Annotated in this window: 20 protein-coding genes; 13 read left to right on the forward strand and 7 right to left on the reverse strand. The window is 36.5% G+C overall.

Translation table 11 applies throughout. The features are described from left to right. The first annotated feature begins 16 nt into the window (after nt 1–16). The 4 genes from KGF34_RS08840 to KGF34_RS08855 all read left to right on the forward strand — a co-directional run bounded on the left by KGF34_RS08840 (nt 17) and on the right by KGF34_RS08855 (nt 3,406). Nucleotides 17–1,117, forward strand: a complete 1,101-nt coding sequence (locus KGF34_RS08840) for a DUF262 domain-containing protein (RefSeq protein WP_252558769.1) — start codon at nt 17–19, stop codon at nt 1,115–1,117. Further along, the gene (locus KGF34_RS08845) at nt 1,114–1,776 is read left to right on the forward strand and encodes an MAE_28990/MAE_18760 family HEPN-like nuclease (RefSeq protein ID WP_252558770.1); all 663 of its coding nucleotides are present in this window, start codon (nt 1,114–1,116) and stop codon (nt 1,774–1,776) included. Before KGF34_RS08840 ends, KGF34_RS08845 begins: the two co-directional genes overlap by 4 nt. 500 nt (nt 1,777–2,276) lie before the next feature. Further along, complete coding sequence (locus KGF34_RS08850) at nt 2,277–2,519, forward strand: helix-turn-helix transcriptional regulator (protein WP_252558771.1); 243 nt, start codon at nt 2,277–2,279, stop codon at nt 2,517–2,519. Nucleotides 2,520–2,530: 11 nt separating this feature from the next. Further along, nucleotides 2,531–3,406 carry a hypothetical protein gene (locus KGF34_RS08855; protein WP_252558772.1) on the forward strand — a complete coding sequence of 292 codons (876 nt, stop codon included), beginning with the start codon at nt 2,531–2,533 and terminating at the stop codon, nt 3,404–3,406. Nucleotides 3,407–3,454: 48 nt separating this feature from the next. Here KGF34_RS08855 and KGF34_RS08860 read toward each other — a convergent pair whose 3' ends face one another. Continuing rightward, entirely contained in the window at nt 3,455–4,537 is a 1,083-nt protein-coding gene (locus tag KGF34_RS08860) for a DNA cytosine methyltransferase (RefSeq protein WP_252558773.1), read from the reverse strand. A gap of 272 nt (nt 4,538–4,809) precedes the next feature. On the opposite strand from KGF34_RS08860, the gene KGF34_RS08865 reads away from it, so the two are divergent. The 7 genes from KGF34_RS08865 to KGF34_RS08895 all read left to right on the forward strand — a co-directional run bounded on the left by KGF34_RS08865 (nt 4,810) and on the right by KGF34_RS08895 (nt 10,137). Further along, entirely contained in the window at nt 4,810–5,391 is a 582-nt protein-coding gene (locus KGF34_RS08865; RefSeq protein ID WP_186936139.1) for a xanthine phosphoribosyltransferase, read from the forward strand. A gap of 158 nt (nt 5,392–5,549) precedes the next feature. Beyond that, nucleotides 5,550–6,035, forward strand: coding sequence for a pyridoxamine 5'-phosphate oxidase family protein (locus tag KGF34_RS08870; protein WP_252558774.1), 486 nt, complete (start codon nt 5,550–5,552; stop codon nt 6,033–6,035). A gap of 28 nt (nt 6,036–6,063) precedes the next feature. After that, nucleotides 6,064–6,540 (forward strand): hypothetical protein, encoded by a 477-nt coding sequence (locus tag KGF34_RS08875; protein ID WP_249375780.1) that lies wholly within the window; start codon nt 6,064–6,066, stop codon nt 6,538–6,540. Nucleotides 6,541–6,738: 198 nt separating this feature from the next. Next, nucleotides 6,739–7,011, forward strand: a complete 273-nt coding sequence (locus KGF34_RS11840; protein ID WP_333780945.1) for a DUF6434 domain-containing protein — start codon at nt 6,739–6,741, stop codon at nt 7,009–7,011. Nucleotides 7,012–7,271: 260 nt separating this feature from the next. Next, a complete protein-coding gene (locus KGF34_RS08885) occupies nt 7,272–8,033 on the forward strand; it encodes a tRNA1(Val) (adenine(37)-N6)-methyltransferase (protein ID WP_252558775.1) in 762 nt (253 codons plus the stop codon). After that, nucleotides 8,030–8,854: a 16S rRNA (cytidine(1402)-2'-O)-methyltransferase gene (gene rsmI / locus KGF34_RS08890; protein ID WP_252558776.1), complete on the forward strand. Its 825-nt coding sequence runs from the start codon at nt 8,030–8,032 to the stop codon at nt 8,852–8,854. Before KGF34_RS08885 ends, rsmI begins: the two co-directional genes overlap by 4 nt. After that, the gene (locus KGF34_RS08895; protein ID WP_252558777.1) at nt 8,854–10,137 is read left to right on the forward strand and encodes a folylpolyglutamate synthase/dihydrofolate synthase family protein; all 1,284 of its coding nucleotides are present in this window, start codon (nt 8,854–8,856) and stop codon (nt 10,135–10,137) included. Before rsmI ends, KGF34_RS08895 begins: the two co-directional genes overlap by 1 nt. A 48-nt stretch (nt 10,138–10,185) precedes the next feature. On the opposite strand, the gene KGF34_RS08900 is transcribed toward KGF34_RS08895, so the two are convergent. From KGF34_RS08900 to KGF34_RS08925, 6 genes are all read right to left on the reverse strand, one after another. Then, entirely contained in the window at nt 10,186–10,371 is a 186-nt protein-coding gene (locus tag KGF34_RS08900) for a DUF4250 family protein (protein ID WP_022233822.1), read from the reverse strand. 12 nt (nt 10,372–10,383) lie between these two features. After that, entirely contained in the window at nt 10,384–11,241 is an 858-nt protein-coding gene (locus KGF34_RS08905; RefSeq protein ID WP_252558778.1) for a helix-turn-helix transcriptional regulator, read from the reverse strand. Between the two features lie 275 nt (nt 11,242–11,516). Next, on the reverse strand, nt 11,517–12,521 hold the full coding sequence (locus KGF34_RS08910) for a DNA cytosine methyltransferase (protein ID WP_252558779.1): 1,005 nt from the start codon (nt 12,519–12,521) through the stop codon (nt 11,517–11,519). Between the two features lie 8 nt (nt 12,522–12,529). Continuing rightward, nucleotides 12,530–13,366: an NgoPII family restriction endonuclease gene (locus KGF34_RS08915; protein WP_252558780.1), complete on the reverse strand. Its 837-nt coding sequence runs from the start codon at nt 13,364–13,366 to the stop codon at nt 12,530–12,532. Between the two features lie 166 nt (nt 13,367–13,532). Further along, complete coding sequence (locus tag KGF34_RS08920) at nt 13,533–15,443, reverse strand: TIM-barrel domain-containing protein (protein WP_252558781.1); 1,911 nt, start codon at nt 15,441–15,443, stop codon at nt 13,533–13,535. A 194-nt stretch (nt 15,444–15,637) separates the two neighbouring features. Next, the gene (locus KGF34_RS08925) at nt 15,638–16,045 is read right to left on the reverse strand and encodes a DUF6465 family protein (RefSeq protein ID WP_252558782.1); all 408 of its coding nucleotides are present in this window, start codon (nt 16,043–16,045) and stop codon (nt 15,638–15,640) included. Between the two features lie 339 nt (nt 16,046–16,384). Here KGF34_RS08925 and KGF34_RS08930 point away from each other — a divergent pair, with 339 nt between their 5' ends. Further along, complete coding sequence (locus KGF34_RS08930; RefSeq protein ID WP_252558783.1) at nt 16,385–17,311, forward strand: AEC family transporter; 927 nt, start codon at nt 16,385–16,387, stop codon at nt 17,309–17,311. Nucleotides 17,312–17,323: 12 nt separating this feature from the next. Beyond that, a complete protein-coding gene (locus tag KGF34_RS08935) occupies nt 17,324–18,340 on the forward strand; it encodes a WYL domain-containing protein (protein ID WP_252558784.1) in 1,017 nt (338 codons plus the stop codon). Nucleotides 18,341–18,618: the final 278 nt, after the last annotated feature.

Raw genomic sequence — 18,618 nt, forward strand, 5'->3', positions numbered from 1 at the left:
ACGAGGAGGAAACACTATGTCTTTACAAGATGAATTAAAAGAGCGATCAAGCAAAATATTCAGAGAATCTTATCAGATGTCAATTGGAGAGTTAATAAATCTATATAGAGATGGTGAAATGGATATACATCCTGAATTCCAACGAGTTTTCAGATGGAGTGAATACCAAAAGACTAAGCTGATAGAGTCAATTATGCTAAATATTCCGATTCCTTCTATTTTTGTAAGTCAAAACGATGATGGCGTATGGGATGTTATTGATGGTGTTCAGAGATTATCTACTATTTTTCAATTTGTTGGTGTATTTAAAGATGAAGATGATAATCAACTGCCGCCACTAACTCTACAAAAGACTGATTATTTACCTTCGTTCGCTGGAATGCAATGGAATTGCGAAAATTCTGAATTAAGTTTTACCAAGGAACAACAACTGTTTTTCAAGCGTTCTAGGATGGATATTATTATTATGAAGAAAGAGAGTGATCCAAACACTAAATATGAACTATTCCAAAGATTAAATACTGGTGGTTCTCTGTTGAGTGATCAAGAAGTAAGAAACTGTTTGATGATAATGACAAACAAGGCATTCTATGAATTTGTAATGGAATTAAACAGAGATGCTAATTTTCAAAGTTGTTTGCCTATAACTGATAGAAAAGCAGATGAACAATATAGAGTAGAATTATTATTGAGGTTGCTGATTACTCAAAGCATTGATTGGGATAGTATAAATAATTACTCGGATTTTTCTGAGCTTTTAGACAAGGAAACCATATGTTTGTGTAGAGCTGATTTAGATACTGTAGATATTAGGAAAAGATTTGTTTCAACATTTCAATTGTTATATGGGGTATTAGGTGAAGATTCCTTTAAAAAATATAGTGGACAAAAGCGTTTAGGTCCAGTTATGGCAGCTGTATTTCAGATTATAGCAACAGGTGTTTTCAAAAACATCAATGATATTATTTCACTACCAAATCGTGATGAATGGCTTTTAGAAAAAGCAAATAGCGTTTTTGAAACAAATGTGTATAAAAGAAATACGACACCAGGAATTAAATCAATACCAAGATACAAAGACCTTTCTTTGTTTAGTATGGAGTACTTTAAAGTATGAAAATAAGAACAGAGGATGAACTTCAAGATGTCATTGATTCTGAAATTGCTTGGAGAAAAAAAGAACTCTCTGCCGTTAAAGCAAATATAAATACAGCACGCAACTTCGCAAAGAATACAGCGTTGCGTGCTGGAATTACTTTGCTTTATGCACATTGGGAAGGTGCGATAAAAAATTTAGCTTATTATTACTTGGTTTATGTTTCCAGTTTAAAAATCCCTTATAATAGACTTAAACCGAATTTTTTAGCAATTACACTGAAGAATGATATTAGACACTTCGATGAAACCCAAAAGGTTACTTTACAAACAGAAATTGTCAATAAATTGTTATGTAGATATAACCAAGGCTCTAACATTCCTACAGAGAATATTATTTCAGCGAATAGCAATTTAAATTCAACTATATTTACTGAGATAATGAGCGCAATAGGTTTACCGACTGATGAGTATGAGGAAGATTATGTTTTAATCGACGAAGTTCTTTTAGAAATGAGAAACAAAATTGCCCACGGCGATAAATTAGAATCATTAAGTTTAGATGAGGATCGTTTTAACGAAATCTATAGCAAAATATTTAGATTAATTGAGTACTTTTCTACACAAATTTCAAATGCTGCGTCACTTAAGCAATACTTAAAAACGAATGAATCATATTGATACTTTGCTTGAGTAGTAGTGGATTGTTCTCCGTACACAACACACAAGCAACAAAAAAACGCAAAAGCCCTGTAAACAAGCCAATCTTTGCGTTTGAAAAGTTCTCAAAGAGATAATCTTTGTTATACTCGCTTTTTACAGCCTTTGCAAATTTGCAAGGGCTGTTTTCTTTTGCCCCACAGTGGTATCCTCACAGCTTAGCTGTTGCGGTAAAAGCTAAAAACAGTCCACCGGACTGTTTTCTTTACGCTTTCACAGTTCTCAAAGAGATAATCTTTGTTATACTCGCTTTTTACAGCCTTTGCAATTTGCAAGGGCTGTTTTCTTTTGCCCCACAGTGGTATCCTCACAGCTTAGCTGTTGCGGTAAAAGCTAAAAACAGTATAGGTTCTAAATTCTAATTGTATGAATGCATTTGTAAGCATATACTTTATTATTGCAATATTACAGATTGTTTTTGTCAGAAAATCTTGTGATATACTAATACTTGAGGTGAAACTATGGCTGAATATGCAATGATTAGTAATGAAGAAAAATATTACAGATTAGGTCTCAATATTGCTTATCAAAGGAAATTAAAAAAACTTACACAAATACAACTTGCGGAAATAGTAGGAATAAGTAGAACGCATATGAGTAATATTGAGGCTCCTAATATGCTTACACCTATTTCTTTGGAACTTATTTTTAATATTGCCGATGCTTTAGAAATTCCTGTTGAAATATTATTTAGATTTGATTAAGAGGTATAAAAATGAATGATTTGCAACTCTTTATGTATCTTTATATGTATGAACTCGAATTGTGGTTAAATAATCATAGTGACGAAGTGCTTAATATTTCCTATCAATCAGACGAAGCAAATACCGATAGACCTCTAAAGGAATTTTTACAACGGGTCATTGAGAATGAATGCAATAGTATTTCTGAACTTAAAGCAACTCAATACTTAGATTTATTTAATTACAACAATCAAAAAAACAGTTTTAGAATAACACCTAATATTATAAATGCTGTTATAGAACATGTTTATTTACCTGATGAAATTTCCCCAGAATTAAAGCAACAACTTAAGTTCAGGAAAAACGCAATATTTACAAATCCTGATCTTTGTGTTGCAATTAAAATTAACAATATAATAGAATATGAAACTATTGAATTAAAATCCACTAAAACAGACGCTATACCAGGTTCAAGTGTTCAACAGATATCTCCTGATGAATGGGTAATCTTTGTTAAACACGGAAAAAGGAATGCTGAAATAGCTGTCGGTCAGTATTTTCATGCAATTAATTCAAAAATGCAGTTTCCTGACAGAAGTCCAAGGCCTCAGGTTTCTTTTAAAGAATTACAAAATTGGAATTATTCGTGTAGACAATATAGAAATTCTATTATAACGTATTATTCTTCAGATGACGAATCAATCAAGCACGAACTATTGACAGATTGGCAGAGTGTACTTGCTAAACGATGGACCAAAATAGTACTAAATATTGAACCAAAACACCATGAACCTTGGTTCAATAACTCTCTAAGAAAGTTTATACTTGAATTTTTAGGTGAATATGAAAAAATGTCACCACATCAAAAAGCTGAATATAAAACATTTCTTGAAAACTTTATTGAATAATAAAAAATAGCCGAGAAAATATTAAATCTCGGCTATTTTTATGTATTCTTATGTATACAATGAAATATATAGTGCTCTTGCGATATACCATGCTAATACAGGTGGAACAGCATTTCCAATTTGTTTATAGGCATCAGATGACGACACAGGAAATTCAAAATCATCTGGGAAAGTCTGCAATCTTGCACATTCACGAACGCTAAGCCTTCTCCAACCTGTCATATCATCAGGTGAATTTGGTTTCATGGTACGGTAATGCCCTTCTATATTTCCATGATGTTCTGAGCGTATCGTTGGAGATGGTTTGTCTGCTTTTATTTGACAATTACCCTGCATATTTTTATTTGGGTAAAATTTAGCTTTGGAATAATCTCTGGATGTATGATTCTTAATATTAGTTTTATCTATCATATTCCATAAGTCATCAATGGCCTCTTTTGCTGTTATCCAGGATAACTTGCTATTTACTCCATGTGTTGGTTTTGGATATAGCATTGTCTTATGACATTCATTTTTTATTCCAACAATTATTACTCGCACACGATTTTGAGGAACGCCATAATCGGCTGCATTTAATACACGATATATAACATTGTAACCAATACTTCTAAAATCGTTAAGAATTATGTCAAGAGCTGAAGTATTATCGCCTGACTTGTTATGTCGAATACCATCTACATTTTCAGCAACAAATGCTATTGGCTTAACATATTGTATTACTTTTTTCATTTCAAGATAAAGTTTTCCACGCTCTGAAGAAAGACCTTTTCTTTTTCCTGCAAGACTGAAATCCTGGCAAGGAAACCCCCCAATGACAATATCGGCCTTAGGAAGTATAGAACAATCAATTTCCCTTATATCTCCGCAAAATGGTTTATGTTTAAAATTATGATAATAGGTATCGCATGCTCTTTTAATTATATCATTTGAAAAAACAATCTCATATGGGTTTTTCTCAAAATATTTACCTCGAATATTAAAATCTCCACGAAATCCAAGATCCATTCCTCCACATCCACTAAACAAGGAAATAACCTTTAATTTTTTTCCGTGTGGAAGAATATCAACTGAAATTGTCTTGCGTTCAAATTTAATCTCATCATTAAAAAATAAAATTTGTCCTGTATTCATATTATTTACTCCATATATTTTAATATATGTATTATATCACATGATGTATGTTTTATAAATACTATATTATTTATAAAAATGCAATTAAGATTAAGTTTTTCCTTATAGCTATTATTTATATTATATTTTGTAACTGGTGTATGCACTGACCCTATTTTTATTAAACTCAACCTTGAGCCCTTGAAATATTTTTTCAATGGATTTTCTTTTGCGCTTTAATAGTATATAATTATAATATAGTTAAAATATTATTTGGAAAGAGATGAAATGCTATGAATTTTTTGGAAGAGAGAATTGTAAAGGACGGAATTGTTAAAGAGGGCAATGTTCTCAAGGTTGACAGCTTTTTGAACCATCAAATGGATATTGATTTGTTCAACCGAATGGGTGCGGAATTTAAGAAAAGATTTGCGGGAAAAAATATAAATAAAATAGTCACCATTGAGGCATCGGGCATAGGTATTGCCTGCGTTGCGGCTATGCATTTTAATGTGCCGGTTGTTTTTGCGAAAAAAGCGAAAAGCATTAATATTGACGGCGATATGTACATAGCAGAGGTTGAGTCTTTCACACACAAATGCAAAAATCAAGTGATTGTTTCTAAGAAATTTTTAAGCGAAAACGACCATGTTCTTATTATTGACGATTTTCTTGCCAACGGTTGTGCTTTGCAAGGCCTTATTTCTATTATAAATCAGGCAGGCGGCACGGTAGAGGGCATTGGAATTGCAATTGAAAAAGGTTTTCAGAACGGCGGCAATATAATTCGCAATCTCGGCTATCAGCTTGAATCCCTCGCAATCGTAGATTCGATGGACGCAGCAACAGGCACTGTTAAATTCAGGGAACAATAAATAAAAATCCAACCCCGACAGGCGATTAAAATACAGCTTATCGGGGTTAAGCTTTTTCAGCACCAAGTGCCTACAAAATAAATAATAAGAATACATTATATTTGTTGATTTGCAATAAAGAAAATTTTTGTTATAATAGTAGCAACGGAGGCGGTAAAATGTTTCGTAAAATGAGAAGATTTAAACAACAGCTTAGTAACGATGAGGCTTTGGAAATATTAAAAAACTGCAAAAGCGGTGTGCTTGCCGTGAGCGGTGATGACGGCTACCCATATACTGTTCCGTTGAACTTTGTATATAAAGACGGCAAGATTTACTTCCACTGTGCAAAAAACGGACATAAACTTGACGCAATTAAGCAAAACAAGAAAGTTTCTTTCTGTGTTATTGAAAAAGATGAGGTTGATTCGGAAAAATTGACAACTTTGTTTAGGAGTGTTGTAGTTTTTGGTAAGGCCGAAATTATGGAAAATAAAGAGAAAATCAATTCGGCAATGCTCTCTTTCGGCTTAAAATATAACAATGATATTAATGCGGTGAAAAAGGAAATCGAGCGTGAACGGAGCGGACTTTGCTGTGTCGAAATCACGATTGAACATATAACGGGAAAACAGGCGATAGAGCTTTTGCGTAAAAATATGTGACCTTAATCGGAGAGAAAGGGTATTTAAAATGAAACTGTTAATTAAACAAAGAGTTTTTTCGTGGACGGATACTTACGATGTTTATGATGAGTATGACGAGCCGAAATATTTTGTTAAGGCTGAAATGTTCAGACTTACGCATCAGATTCATATATATGACAGAGATCGCAATGAAATCGGTATGATTAAACAGCGATTTTTTACGCTTATGCCGACTTTTGATATAGAAATAAACGGACAGCCGTTTGGCAGTATTGAGAAAAAATTTACCTTTTTTAAACCGAAGTATAACCTCGACTACAACGGTTGGCGCTGTGAGGGCGATTTTATGTCTTGGAACTACAGCGTTTACGAGGCTTGCAGTATGGTTGCGCAGATTTCAAAAAAGCTGTTCCGTTGGGGAGATACTTATGTTATCGACTATGCAGACCCGAGAAACGAAATTTTGGTGCTTATGCTCGCAATTGCAATAGACGCCGCAAACTGTACGCAGAATAATAATTAAGTGAGGTATTGTATGAGCGATGGACCGAAGCTCGACAAAAATCTTGACGGCAAGACATTCAGAGAGTTTTATTATTTAAAGGAAGAACTTGTCGATTTTTGTCGCTGATACGGTTTACCGACATCGGGCGGAAAACTTGAAATAACACAGAGAATAGCACATTTTCTTGATACAGGCGAGGTTATCGCCGCAAAGAAAGTGCAGAAAAAGGCACAGATAATCGGCAACATTACAACTGACACGGAAATTGAGCCGAATTTTGTTTGCTCGGAAAAGCACAGAGCGTTTTTTAAGGAACATATCGGCAACGGATTTTCTTTTAATGCTGCATTTCAGAAATGGCTTAAAAGCAATACGGGCAAAACTTATGCCGATGCGATTACTGCGTATTATCGGATACTTGAAGAAAAGAAAAACGGTAAGGCAAAAATTGACAAGCAGTTTGAATACAATACATATATAAGGGTATAAGGGATTTCTTTGCCGATAATCAGGGCAATAGCCTTGACGAGGCTATTAAGTGTTGGAAATATAAAAAACAGTTGCCGGGACATAATCGTTATGAAAAAAGCGACCTTGATGTATTGGATAAATAATTTATTGCACTTCAAACAGTAAGGTTTATATTGCTTTTTATTGAAGTTTTACCCTTACAGTAGTATAATAAAAATGTTAAGCTAAATTTTACAAGGAGAGGGCAGAGGGCAAAACTTTCCTTTGCCGATTGTATAATGGAGAATTTGCACCTTGAGCCGTTGGGCAACGGCATTGAAATATATGTTACCAAAAGCTACAGATATTCGACAGACACTATCTTGCTTGCGAATTTTTCAAAGCCCGCAGGCAGTAAAAAATGTGCGGAACTTGGCACAGGATGCGGTACGATTCCGCTCTTGTGGTGCAGGGACAATAAAAGCTTAAAAATAGACGCTGTTGAAATTCAGGAAAATGCCTGTACGCTTGCTCAAAAAAGCGTTGAACACAATGGGCTTTGCGATAACATTAAAATTATAAACGCTGACTTATGCGACCTTAAAGGCAAGCTGAATTTTGGCTGTTATGATGTTGTTGTGTGCAATCCGCCATATAAAATCGGCGGAGGAGGAATCAAAAATCCGACTTCGGCAAGGCTGATTGCAAGACACGAAAGCGAATGTACGCTCGATGACATTTGCTCGGCGGCATCAAAGCTGCTGCAGTTTGGCGGCAGATTTTATATGTGTCAGCGCCCCGAAAGATTAGGCGATGTTATGGAGTCTATGAGAAAATATGACATAGAGCCAAAGACCTTGCGACTTGTACAGCAGAGAGTGTCAAAAGCGCCGAAACTGTTTTTGCTTGAGGGCAGACGAGGCGGAAAACGGGGCTTTTTAAATGTACTGCCCACACTTTTTATAGAGGACGAAAGCGGTAATTTTTCAAAAGAAATGCTTGAAATTTACGGAAGCTACAAATCAGATCATTTAGAAAATACAGAGGACAACAAGCTATGAGCGGAATTTTATATGTTACGGGTACACCGATAGGCAACCTTTCCGACCTGTCGCCGAGAGCGGTGGAAACTCTTGAATCGGTAGATTTTATTGCGGCGGAAGACACAAGGGTTACGCTGAAACTTTTAAATCACTTTGGCATAAAAAAGCCGATGGTCAGCTATTTTGAGCACAATAAAAGAGAGCGTGGAGAGATTATCTGCGCAAGAATAGAGCAGGGCGAAAACTGCGCCATCGTTACAGATGCGGGTATGCCGTGTATTTCGGATCCGGGCGAAGATTTGGTAAAGCTCTGCGAAGAGCGTGGCATAAAGACGGTTGTAATTCCCGGACCGAGTGCGGTTATTTCTGCGCTTGCCGTTTCGGGCCTTAGCACGGGAAGATTTACTTTTGAGGGCTTTTTGAGCGTAAATAAAAAGAGCAGATCAGATCATTTGAAAAGCCTTGCAAACGAGCACAGAACAATGATTTTTTACGAAGCTCCGCATAAATTGCCGCAGACTTTGCGTGATTTGTATGCAAGTTTTGGCGACAGAAAACTTACAATTGTGCGAGAGATTACAAAAATTCACGAGGAAGTTATCCGTACCACAACAAAAAATGCGGCGGAAAATCTAAGCGACGGCAGTGTTAAAGGTGAAATTGTGCTTGTGCTTGAGGGTGCGCCGCAGGTTGACGATACCGAAGAGCTTACACTTGAATATGCGGTTGAAACCGCTAAGAAGTTGATTGAAAACGGCGCAAGGGCAACAGATGCCGCAAAAGAGGCGGCGGCGCTGACAGGCTTTAAAAAGAATGAAATTTACAAGGAGTTGATCTGATGACATACGAACAGGCTATTGAAAAAATACATTCACTGCTGACATTCGGTTCTCGCCCCGGACTTGACCGAATGAGAATTTTTCTCGAAAAACTCGGCAATCCGCAGGATAAACTAAAGTATATTCACATTGCGGGTACTAACGGCAAAGGTTCGGTTTGTGCAATGCTTTCGGCTGTGCTTGTTGAGGCAGGCTACAAAACAGGTCTTTTTATCTCTCCGTATATAACGGATTTTCGAGAGAGAATACAGATTAATAACCGTATGATTTCAAAGGAAATGCTCACCGAGGCGGTGGAGAAAACATTTCCGATTATTGAGGAATTGCGTAATGACGGCGTTATTATTACAGAGTTTGAGTATGTAAACGCTTTGCAGTTTTATATTCACGCAAACGAGAAATGCGACATTGTTGTGCTTGAAACAGGTATGGGCGGACTTCTTGACTGTACAAATACAATTTTGCCGCCGCTTTGCTCGGTAATAACAACTATCGGACTTGACCATACGGCAATTCTCGGCAACACTATCGAAGAGATTGCGTGGCAAAAGTGCGGTATTATAAAAAACGGCTCGATTGCCGTTACTTCCAAGCAGGAAGAAAACGCAATGAGCGTGATTGAATGTACTTGTAAAAGCAGAAATGTTGAACTTTTCAAAAGTGAAAGTGCAAAAATAAAAGTGATTTCAGAAAGCCTTGAAAGCACTGTTTTTGAATATGACGGTACAGAGCTTGAACTGCATTTGATTGGCGAACATCAGTTGGAAAATGCAAAAACCGCATTGACCGCATTAAAAGCACTTTGCGACAGCGGTAAAATCAATGTAAGCAAAAATGCATTAAAGGCAGGTATGGCAAAGGCGGTAAACCCCGCAAGACTTGAACTTATGGGCAAAAATCCCGTAGTTTTGCTTGACGGAGCACATAATCCGAACGGAATTGAGGCGCTTAGCAAGGCGGTCAAAAAGTATCTGCCAAATCAAAAGCGGCTTTGCCTTATGGGTATGCTTGCCGATAAGGACAGTGCAAGCTCAATCAATCTGCTTGAAGGACTTTTTGAAGAAGTGTTTACGGTAACGGTCAACAATCCGAGAACTTTATTGGCAGAAGAACTTGCCGAAAAATGCAAACAGCATTTTCCGAAAGTTGAGGCATTCGATAATAACAAAAAGGCTCTCGAAACGGCGCTTGATAAGGCAAAAAATGAAAATATGCCGCTCGTTATCTGCGGTTCGCTTTACCTTGCAGGCGAGCTAAGACCGTATTTATTGGAGAACGGTTAAAAAAACGCCCGACTTCGGCTTTCGCTGAAATCGGGCGTTCGTTTAGTTTTATACAAATTTATTAAGCTCTGCGTTGTAGGTATAATCTATGGCGGAGAGCTTTTTTACGATTTCATCTTTACTGATGTTTGCGTCTTCGCAAAGAGCATCAAGCGACGGATAGAAATCTCTTAACTTTGTGTTAATAAAACTTAATAAAATCATTGGGTCTGACGGTAAATTTAATTCTGACATAATGTCCTCCTGTTAATCGTTTTTATTTTTAAAGAATGAGCATATCCAATAGTAAAGCGGAATGGTGAGAAAAACTACCCAGCCGACTGTCCATCCGCCGAATATGTTAAAGTATCCCATAAGAATGTATGCCATTGCCGCAAGCACGGGAAAGGCAAAGTGGTCTGCCTTGCGTTTGTAAATTGCATCAACAAGCGAATAGTAAAGCGGTATTGTCAGCAAAACTATCCAGCTAAGCGCCCAGCCAAAGCATAAACCGCTGAATCCCCACCAAAGGAATACAACAAGCGCTATAGCGAAAAAGGGAAACGAATTCCAAAATTTTTTATGCTTTCCTCCTGTAAACATTTCGTCGGTCATATCGGCATCGTGCATTATATGACCGTCTTTATCGGTATAAACTCTCTGTTTTCCGTTTTCGTTTACAAACACTCCGTCCTTGCCTATATCAACCTTAGTGCCGTCTTTGTTTTGTACATGTATTCCGTCTGCAAAGCTGATGTGTACCTTGTCGCCGTTTTTCGCATCAACATGGATTCCGTTTTTAAAAGATACTTTATCCGCTTTTATATACTCTGTGCCCTCATCGCCTGTGGGGATTTGTGTGTTGTCTGCGCTTTCCTCCGATACGGTTTCCTGCTCGGCTTCGGATTTTGAGGAATTGTTCGATTCTCCTTTTAAAAGTTCGTCAAGCGAAACGCCGTAAATCTCGGCAAGCAATATTAGGTTATCAGTGTCGGGAGATGCCTCTGCCCGTTCCCATTTTGACACCGCCTGTCTGCTTACTCCTATTTTATTTGCGAGTTCTTCCTGACTTAAGTTGTGTTTCTTCCTGTATTGTAAAAGTCTGTTTGCTGTTTCTATGTCCATATTTCCTCCTTTGAGAGTTTGTGACGATCGTTCTGCCTCTCACTTTATCCAAATTATACACCGCAACCACTGCTTTTTGCAATACATTTTAGTTTTCATTTCCGCAACCGACGGTTGCATAGATGGATACATGTTAATTAATGCTTAATATATATAATATTGTTTATATAAATAATATGGACTATCTCCATTTAAAAAGATGAGGCGATCTCCAAATCATTAGATTCTTAGTCTAACTTTTGGGGGTCACATCAAGAGATAGTCCGTTTTGAGATTTATTTGTTTATTGCTTTTTCTAATTGTTCTTTTATTGATTTTGCTATTTCAAATGCTAAATTGACAGGAACAGCATTTCCAATCATTTTATAAGCAGTATCAACTTTTTCATATATAAATTTAAAATTATCTGGAAATCCTTGTATTCTTGCTATTTCTCGCACTGTCATTCGGCGGTACAAATATTCTTTTCCTTTTACAAAGCGGCAATCATTTTTTGCATATTTAACCATTTTAGGAGCTTGCGGATGAAGTTGACATTGTCTGCCAGATGCTTGTACGGTGTATGCCTGTTCATCCCAACTTTTTACTCGATTTCTACTCATAAATATTGTAGAATAAGCACCCGTAAAATATTCATTATTATTAATTGCCTCTGGATTTCTATAATTTTTTTCTATTGAAGGAACAGCTGTAAATTGTAAATCCCATATTATATCTCTAAGAGTGATTTTTTTATCATTTGCTTCAGTGCTGCCTTTTGGAAATATAAAATTAATATCAATATCTTTGCTGAAACCAATATAGAATACTCTTTTTCTTTCTTCTGCCACACCATAATCTTTAGCATTTACCATGTTTATTGATGTATTATATCCACATTCATCAAACATAGAAATTATATTAGCTACTGCTGATTTATGACGGCTTGCTAACATGCCAGGTACATTTTCTGCTAAAAAAAATTTAGGGCGGATTTTTTTCAATATTCTAATATAATCATAAAATAATTTCCCTCGTTCATCGTCAATACCTCTTAAACTTCCTGCTTCTGACCAAGATTGGCAAGGAGGTCCTCCAATAATACCGTCAACATCTGTCGGAAACTCATCTTCTTTTATGTTACGTATATCATTTTCAATTAACTTTGTCTTTGGATGATTAGCCTTGAATGTTGCCCAGATTGTTTTATCAAATTCATTAGCTATAGGTATTTCAAAACCCGCTTTTTCAAAACCAAGGTCAAGACCACCACAACCAGAAAACAGACTAATAACTTTCATGTTTTACCTCAATCTATACTGTAAGTAATAAGCTTTGCGGATGTCAAATTTGCTGGATTATCTGGATTTTTAATTCGTACATTAGTAATAGAAAAGTTACTAATATTTAATGCAGTAATAATTTCAGTATTATCGAAGGTTGCCCATTTTTTGTCATTTATGATACACATAAAATTAAACTTTTTATTTAAATCTCTGTTATATACATAATTAAATACTTGCCAAGGATTTTCAATACCCCACATACCCCTTACTCTCATATAAGTTATACCAAGAGGATCAACTTTATTTATGCGACCAAGTTCATTGGTTTCCGCAAATTCAACACCGTGAATATTTTCAACACCTGATTTAATTGTAGATTTTATTCTGCTATAACATTCATCACTTGCGCAATAATCTAAACCATATACCATAGATAAATGATTTAATTTATTATTTTTTACAACACCAACAGTATAAATCATATCTTTTTCGTTCCAGATTTCAGCATTTCTACAAGCTGCTGAAATCATTGGACTATTACTTTTCAAAGTATGTTTAGGATAGCTTGAATTAAGTGCTAATGCAGAACCATTTGTTTCAATTTTTTTTACTTCAATTGCATCACCGCCACGTAGGATTGCATCAGGCGGATTACTATTATTTCCTAAATATGAAAAAACTTGGCTTAATTTTTCTAATCTTTCGTTTTCAGGTGTATTAAAAGTATTAGCAAACAAATCTTTAATATATTCTTCAAGTGCATCACCAGCGTTATTTGCACGGTTTTTACCTAGATAATAAGATACTAATTCAACAACAGGATTGTTGACAAGATTATAAATTGCATTAATTATGTTCATATAACGTACCTCTGTAAAATAGAATTCAAAATATAGTATAACATATTCGGTATAAAACTTCAAGAAAACTACTTTTTCCAAATTAAAAAGGCTTGCATAGAAAAAATTGCAAGCCTTTAGTTTTTTACTTGTTATAAAATTTTTTTAATTGTTTAGATTTTTGTACTCAACCTATATAAGTAAGGTCTTCGGTGTTGAGTTCGCTTGTACGCATTGCAGGTTTGCAAAGCGGAATTTGTTTGCCTTTCTTAATAAAGAGAGGTACTTCGTTAAGTGCAACTTCAATGAAGTGTACACCCTTTTCCATAGGCTTGGTTTCTGCATTTTCACCGCTGAGCTTTACAAATGTCATATCCTCAGGGAGGTAAACATATCTGCCGCTTACATTCTGCTCGTAAACAGGGCAAATCATACACTCATCGCCGAGCATAACCTGAGTTTCGCACTCTCTTGCCATTTTATCTTCGGGGTAATCGAAAGCAAGCGGACGGAAAATCATATCGTTGTTTTCGCTTGCTTTTTTAAATGTATCGTAAAGATAAGGGATAAGTCTGTAGCGGACGGTTACAACATCTCTGAAATCTTCGGAGTTTTCAAAGTTGTAGCACTCCTGAGCCTTTGTGCCGAGTGCCGAATGGTTACGCATAAGAGGGGTAAATACTCCGAGAGCAAGGAAACGCAGAACAAGGTCACGGGTTGCGTTTTCGTTAAATCCGCCGAGGTCGGCGCCGCAGTAGAGGAAACCGCACATATTTGCGGACGGGAGCATTTTAAGGTTAAGAAGAATGTGTGACCACCATGAATGGTTGTCGCCAAACCAGATACCGCTTGAACGGTGTGCACCGATGTAAGAGGCTCTTGAGAACATAAGAATTTTGCCGTCGCCGAATTTCTTTGCAAAGTGTTCTCCTGCGGCTCTTGTCATATTTGCGCCGTAAATGTTATGAACTCTGTCATGGCAAACAGGCTTGCCGTCAATCATATGATAGATGCTTGAGTAATCCTCGGGGCTGTTGGAAAGTCCGAGGAAAGTATCTTTGAGGTTAAAGAATTTTGAAAGGTCGAGGTTTTCGCCCTCAAGTGATTTTGCTTTATTAAGCGCTTTTTCAAGTCCTTTTGTTGAATAGAAAATAGCCGGCTCGTTCATATCGTTCCAGAAACCGTCAATGCCTGCGTCTGTAAGTCTGTCGTATTTTGCGCCGAACCAGTCACGAACTTCTTTCTGCATAAAGTCAGGGAAACCTACAATACCCGGCCATACGCCGCCTTCAAAAATCTCGCCGTCCTCGGTTTTGCAGAAGTAATCGTTTTCAACGCCTTCTTCGTAAACATCGTAGCCTGCTTCTTTTTTTACACCTGCGTCAATGATAGGGATAAGGTGAATACCTTGCTCTTTCTTTTCTTTTACATATTCTGCAAAATTCGGGAATTTGTCTTCGTCAACTGTGAAGTCCTTGTAGTCTTTCATATAGTCAATGTCAAGATATACGCAGTCGAGCGGAATCTTTGCATCATTATAACCTTTGATTACGCCGTCAACGGCAGCTTTGTCGGGATAACTCCAACGGCTCTGCTGATAACCGAATGCCCAGAACGGCGGAATGTAACTCTGACCGATTGCACTGCGGAACTCTTTTACAATGTCAATCGGCTTATTGCTCTCGTTTTCGATAATGTAGATGTCAAAATCTGTACCGTCAACAGTGATTTCTGTGCGGCTTGGTTTTGTGTAACCGATGTCCCAACGGATTTTTGCGGGGAAATCAATAAAAATACCGAAAGTCTTGCTGCCGTTTAACATAAGAAAGTTGTGTGCGGCGTAGAGTGAACTTTTTGTTTCTGTGTGGAATGGGTCATCGCTGCAAAAACTTTCGTAAATCCAGCCACGCTTGTTAATTCCTCTCGGCGCTTCGCCAAGACCGAAAACTATGTCGCTGTCCTGCATATCAAAGCTAAAAATGAATTTGCCGTCAACGATTTTGTAATCAATCGGGAATTTATTTATGTCGATTCCGGCAAAATCTTTTACAACAGCGTCTGTACGGATAGGGGTGCCGCTTGTGTACTTTGTAATCATTTAATATCGCTCCTTTGTAATGAAATTATTACCTCGGTATGACCGTCTGTGCCAAGAATTTGATACATTTTCATTATATAGGCAGAATTGTAAAAAATCAATCTAAATATTAAATATTCACCAAAATATTAAAGAAAAAACAAAAAAAGAGTCATACCTAACAGTATGACTCCTAAAATTTCAGTAATTTTTAATTAGCAGAAGAATACATCCATTGAACTTTCTTCGCCGTCGGCAACAAAGTAAGCTTTGTTTTCGTCAGGCTTGAGGTAAATTGAAATTTCCTTTACATCTTTACCGTATGTAGCTTTAACATTATTAATAATGTCTTCTACCGAGTTCTGCTTGTTGTTAAACTCAACAACAAAGTTTACCTTTGTTTCAGTTTTAACTTCTGCAGGGGCTTCAGCCTTTGCCTTAGCAGCCTTTGCTGCGGCAGCTACGGCAGCAGGTTTCTTTGGAGCAACCTTTTTAGGTGCGGTTTTCTTTACAGGAGCTTCCTTTACGGGAGCAGTTTCTTTTACAGCAGTTGCAGTAGCCTTTGTTTCTACCTTAGCATCCTTGGCAGCTGCCGATTTTGTAGCAGTTCTTCTTGTTGCCATTGTAAAATCCCTCTTTCTCAAAATATAAATAAATACATAAAATCACTGTGAAATAACAATAAAAACAACTATTTTTATTTACATATATTATACAATTCAAAGTACAAAAAGTCAATAAAAGCAAATAATTTCAGCGGATAATACATATTTGTAAAATTATTTGCTTTTCATTGGTTAGTTTGCACCATATGCTCGACATAATTTTGTACAAAATGATATTTTTCTATGATATTAATTTTTTATATACCTCCAAAATTCAGCTGTATTACTGCGTAAGCATTGAAAAAATGAGTTATTATGCTATACTTAAATGTGTTTAATTTTTAGGGGGAAAAGGAAATGTTAGAAAACTTTATTGTAGTTGCACAACAGGTACTTGTGCTGTTTATTTTGATTTCGTTGGGCTTTGCTTGCGGTAAGAAAAAAATCATTACCGATGTATCCGCAAAGCATATAAACAACCTTGTTTTGTATTTTGTTACACCGTGCGTTATGGTGTCTGCTTTTCAGCGTGATTTTACACCTGAACTTTTGGGCGGACTAGGAATTATGACGATTTGCGCAACAGCCGTTATGGCTGCAACCATACTTTTGGTAAGCCTTATTTTTAAGGGTAAGGACAGCAAAAAAAGAGTGTTGAGATTTGCAACAGTTTTTTCAAACTGTGCGTTTATGTCGTTCCCGTTGCAGGAGGCTGTGCTCGGTGATGACGGTTTGTTTTACGGCGCAGTGTTTGTAGCTGTGTTCAACATTCTTGTATGGACATACGGACTTGTATGTATGAGCGGAGATATTAAAGAAATTTCTGCCAAAAAGCTGATTACAAACCCGGGTATTATCGGTGTTGTAATTGCGATAATTATTTTTGCGCTTAACATAAAGCTTCCGTATATGATAGGTCAGCCTGTTGAATATATGGCGGCTTTAAATACACCGTTGCCGATGATGATTATAGGTTACTACCTCTCCGAGGCAGACCTTAAAAAAGCATTTTCAAATGTATCTGTTTATGTTGCAATGGGTTTAAGACTTGTTTTGGTACCTGTTATAACAGCAATTGTGCTTTATCTGTGCAAGGTGGAAACAACTCTTGCGGTTGCCTGCGTAATCGCATCTGCCGCACCGACTGCCGCTACAACTACAATGTTTGCGGTAAAATACAATAAAGATACCGAACTTTCGGTAAGTATTGTGGCGGTTACTACAGTATTTTCAATCATAACTATGCCGCTTGTAATTGCGTTTGCGCAAACACTGACAGCATAAACGGAGGATATTATGCCAAAATCATCGGGACAAAAGCTTAAGCTTTTATATCTGCGTGACATTCTTCTAAAGAGAACCGACGATAACCACGGAATGACTGCGACTGAAATTATTGACGCATTAAGTGAATTTAATATAAAGTCCGAGCGAAAAAGTCTTTACGATGATATCAGCTCTCTCCAAATGTACGGACTTGACATTGAAAAAATCAAATCAAATACCACAAGGTATTATGTCGCTTCAAGAGATTTTGAGCTTGCGGAGCTTAAACTGCTTGTCGATGCAATTCAAAGTTCAAAATTTATTACACGCAAAAAAAGTATGGAGCTTATCGAAAAAATTGAGGGACTTGTAAGTAACTTTCAGGGAAAAGAACTTAAGCGTGATGTCTTTATTACAAACAGGGTAAAAGGTCTTAACGAAAAAATATATTATGTTGTCGATACACTGCAAACTGCGATTTCCAATGACCGAAAGGTCAGCTTTTTGTATATGAAGTGGGATATAGGGCAGGGTGCAAATATTGTAAAAACCGCAAGGCGTGACGGCAAGAGATATGTAATTTCACCGATATGGCTTTGCTGGGACGACGAAAATTATTATATGATAGGTTACGACAGCGAGGCGGATAAGATAAAGAATTACCGAGTAGATAAGATTGAAAGCGTTGAAATACTTGAAGACAAGCGTGAACCTAATGACGAAATACAGAAATTTGACGGCGCCGAATATACAAGAAAGATTTTCTCGATGTACGGCGGAGAGGAATTTGAAGTTACAATGCTTGTTAATAACGAACTTGTAGGCGTAATTGCAGACAGGTTTGGTGACGATATTTTTATTGTAAAAGAAAACGATAATCAGTTCAGGTTCAGTGCAAAAATTTCAATAAGCAGTCAGTTTTATGCCTGGGTATTCGGACTGGGCGGAGGTGTTAAAATCTTGTCACCGCAAAGGGTGGTAGACGGATTTAAAGAACATCTTAATTCTGTAAATAATAATTATTCGGCAGATAATAATGACAACTGACAATGTCTGATTTTTAAGCTTTATATATACAAAGTTGTTTTTATGGCAGTGATTTTTGTTTTATTGAAAATCACTGCCGCTTTTTGATATAATAATAATCATACGCACAAAATATAAGATTTTATTATAGTAAAATTTTATCTTAATAAAGATATTGAGTATAATTAATTAAAAATTATGATAATAAAAGATAACAAAAAGTAAAATATTACATTCGGATGATTAATTTGTATAATTTTGCTTTATTTTGTTATGTATTGTATTGACAATAAAACATT

Origin of the sequence: Ruminococcus sp. FMBCY1 (assembly GCF_023921805.1) — a bacterium.
GTDB lineage: Bacteria > Bacillota > Clostridia > Oscillospirales > Acutalibacteraceae > Ruminococcoides > Ruminococcoides intestinale_A.

Excerpts from the sequence above, each read along its gene's own strand:
- KGF34_RS08840 (WP_252558769.1), top strand. The coding sequence starts at position 17 with ATGTCTTTACAAGATGAATTAAAAGAGCGATCAAGCAAAATATTCAGA.
- KGF34_RS08845 (WP_252558770.1), top strand. The coding sequence starts at position 1,114 with ATGAAAATAAGAACAGAGGATGAACTTCAAGATGTCATTGATTCTGAA.
- KGF34_RS08850 (WP_252558771.1), top strand. The coding sequence starts at position 2,277 with ATGGCTGAATATGCAATGATTAGTAATGAAGAAAAATATTACAGATTA.
- KGF34_RS08855 (WP_252558772.1), top strand. The coding sequence starts at position 2,531 with ATGAATGATTTGCAACTCTTTATGTATCTTTATATGTATGAACTCGAA.
- KGF34_RS08860 (WP_252558773.1), bottom strand. The coding sequence starts at position 4,537 with ATGAATACAGGACAAATTTTATTTTTTAATGATGAGATTAAATTTGAA.
- KGF34_RS08865 (WP_186936139.1), top strand. The coding sequence starts at position 4,810 with ATGAATTTTTTGGAAGAGAGAATTGTAAAGGACGGAATTGTTAAAGAG.
- KGF34_RS08870 (WP_252558774.1), top strand. The coding sequence starts at position 5,550 with ATGTTTCGTAAAATGAGAAGATTTAAACAACAGCTTAGTAACGATGAG.
- KGF34_RS08875 (WP_249375780.1), top strand. The coding sequence starts at position 6,064 with ATGAAACTGTTAATTAAACAAAGAGTTTTTTCGTGGACGGATACTTAC.
- KGF34_RS08885 (WP_252558775.1), top strand. The coding sequence starts at position 7,272 with ATGGAGAATTTGCACCTTGAGCCGTTGGGCAACGGCATTGAAATATAT.
- rsmI (WP_252558776.1), top strand. The coding sequence starts at position 8,030 with ATGAGCGGAATTTTATATGTTACGGGTACACCGATAGGCAACCTTTCC.
- KGF34_RS08895 (WP_252558777.1), top strand. The coding sequence starts at position 8,854 with ATGACATACGAACAGGCTATTGAAAAAATACATTCACTGCTGACATTC.
- KGF34_RS08900 (WP_022233822.1), bottom strand. The coding sequence starts at position 10,371 with ATGTCAGAATTAAATTTACCGTCAGACCCAATGATTTTATTAAGTTTT.
- KGF34_RS08905 (WP_252558778.1), bottom strand. The coding sequence starts at position 11,241 with ATGGACATAGAAACAGCAAACAGACTTTTACAATACAGGAAGAAACAC.
- KGF34_RS08910 (WP_252558779.1), bottom strand. The coding sequence starts at position 12,521 with ATGAAAGTTATTAGTCTGTTTTCTGGTTGTGGTGGTCTTGACCTTGGT.
- KGF34_RS08915 (WP_252558780.1), bottom strand. The coding sequence starts at position 13,366 with ATGAACATAATTAATGCAATTTATAATCTTGTCAACAATCCTGTTGTT.
- KGF34_RS08920 (WP_252558781.1), bottom strand. The coding sequence starts at position 15,443 with ATGATTACAAAGTACACAAGCGGCACCCCTATCCGTACAGACGCTGTT.
- KGF34_RS08925 (WP_252558782.1), bottom strand. The coding sequence starts at position 16,045 with ATGGCAACAAGAAGAACTGCTACAAAATCGGCAGCTGCCAAGGATGCT.
- KGF34_RS08930 (WP_252558783.1), top strand. The coding sequence starts at position 16,385 with ATGTTAGAAAACTTTATTGTAGTTGCACAACAGGTACTTGTGCTGTTT.
- KGF34_RS08935 (WP_252558784.1), top strand. The coding sequence starts at position 17,324 with ATGCCAAAATCATCGGGACAAAAGCTTAAGCTTTTATATCTGCGTGAC.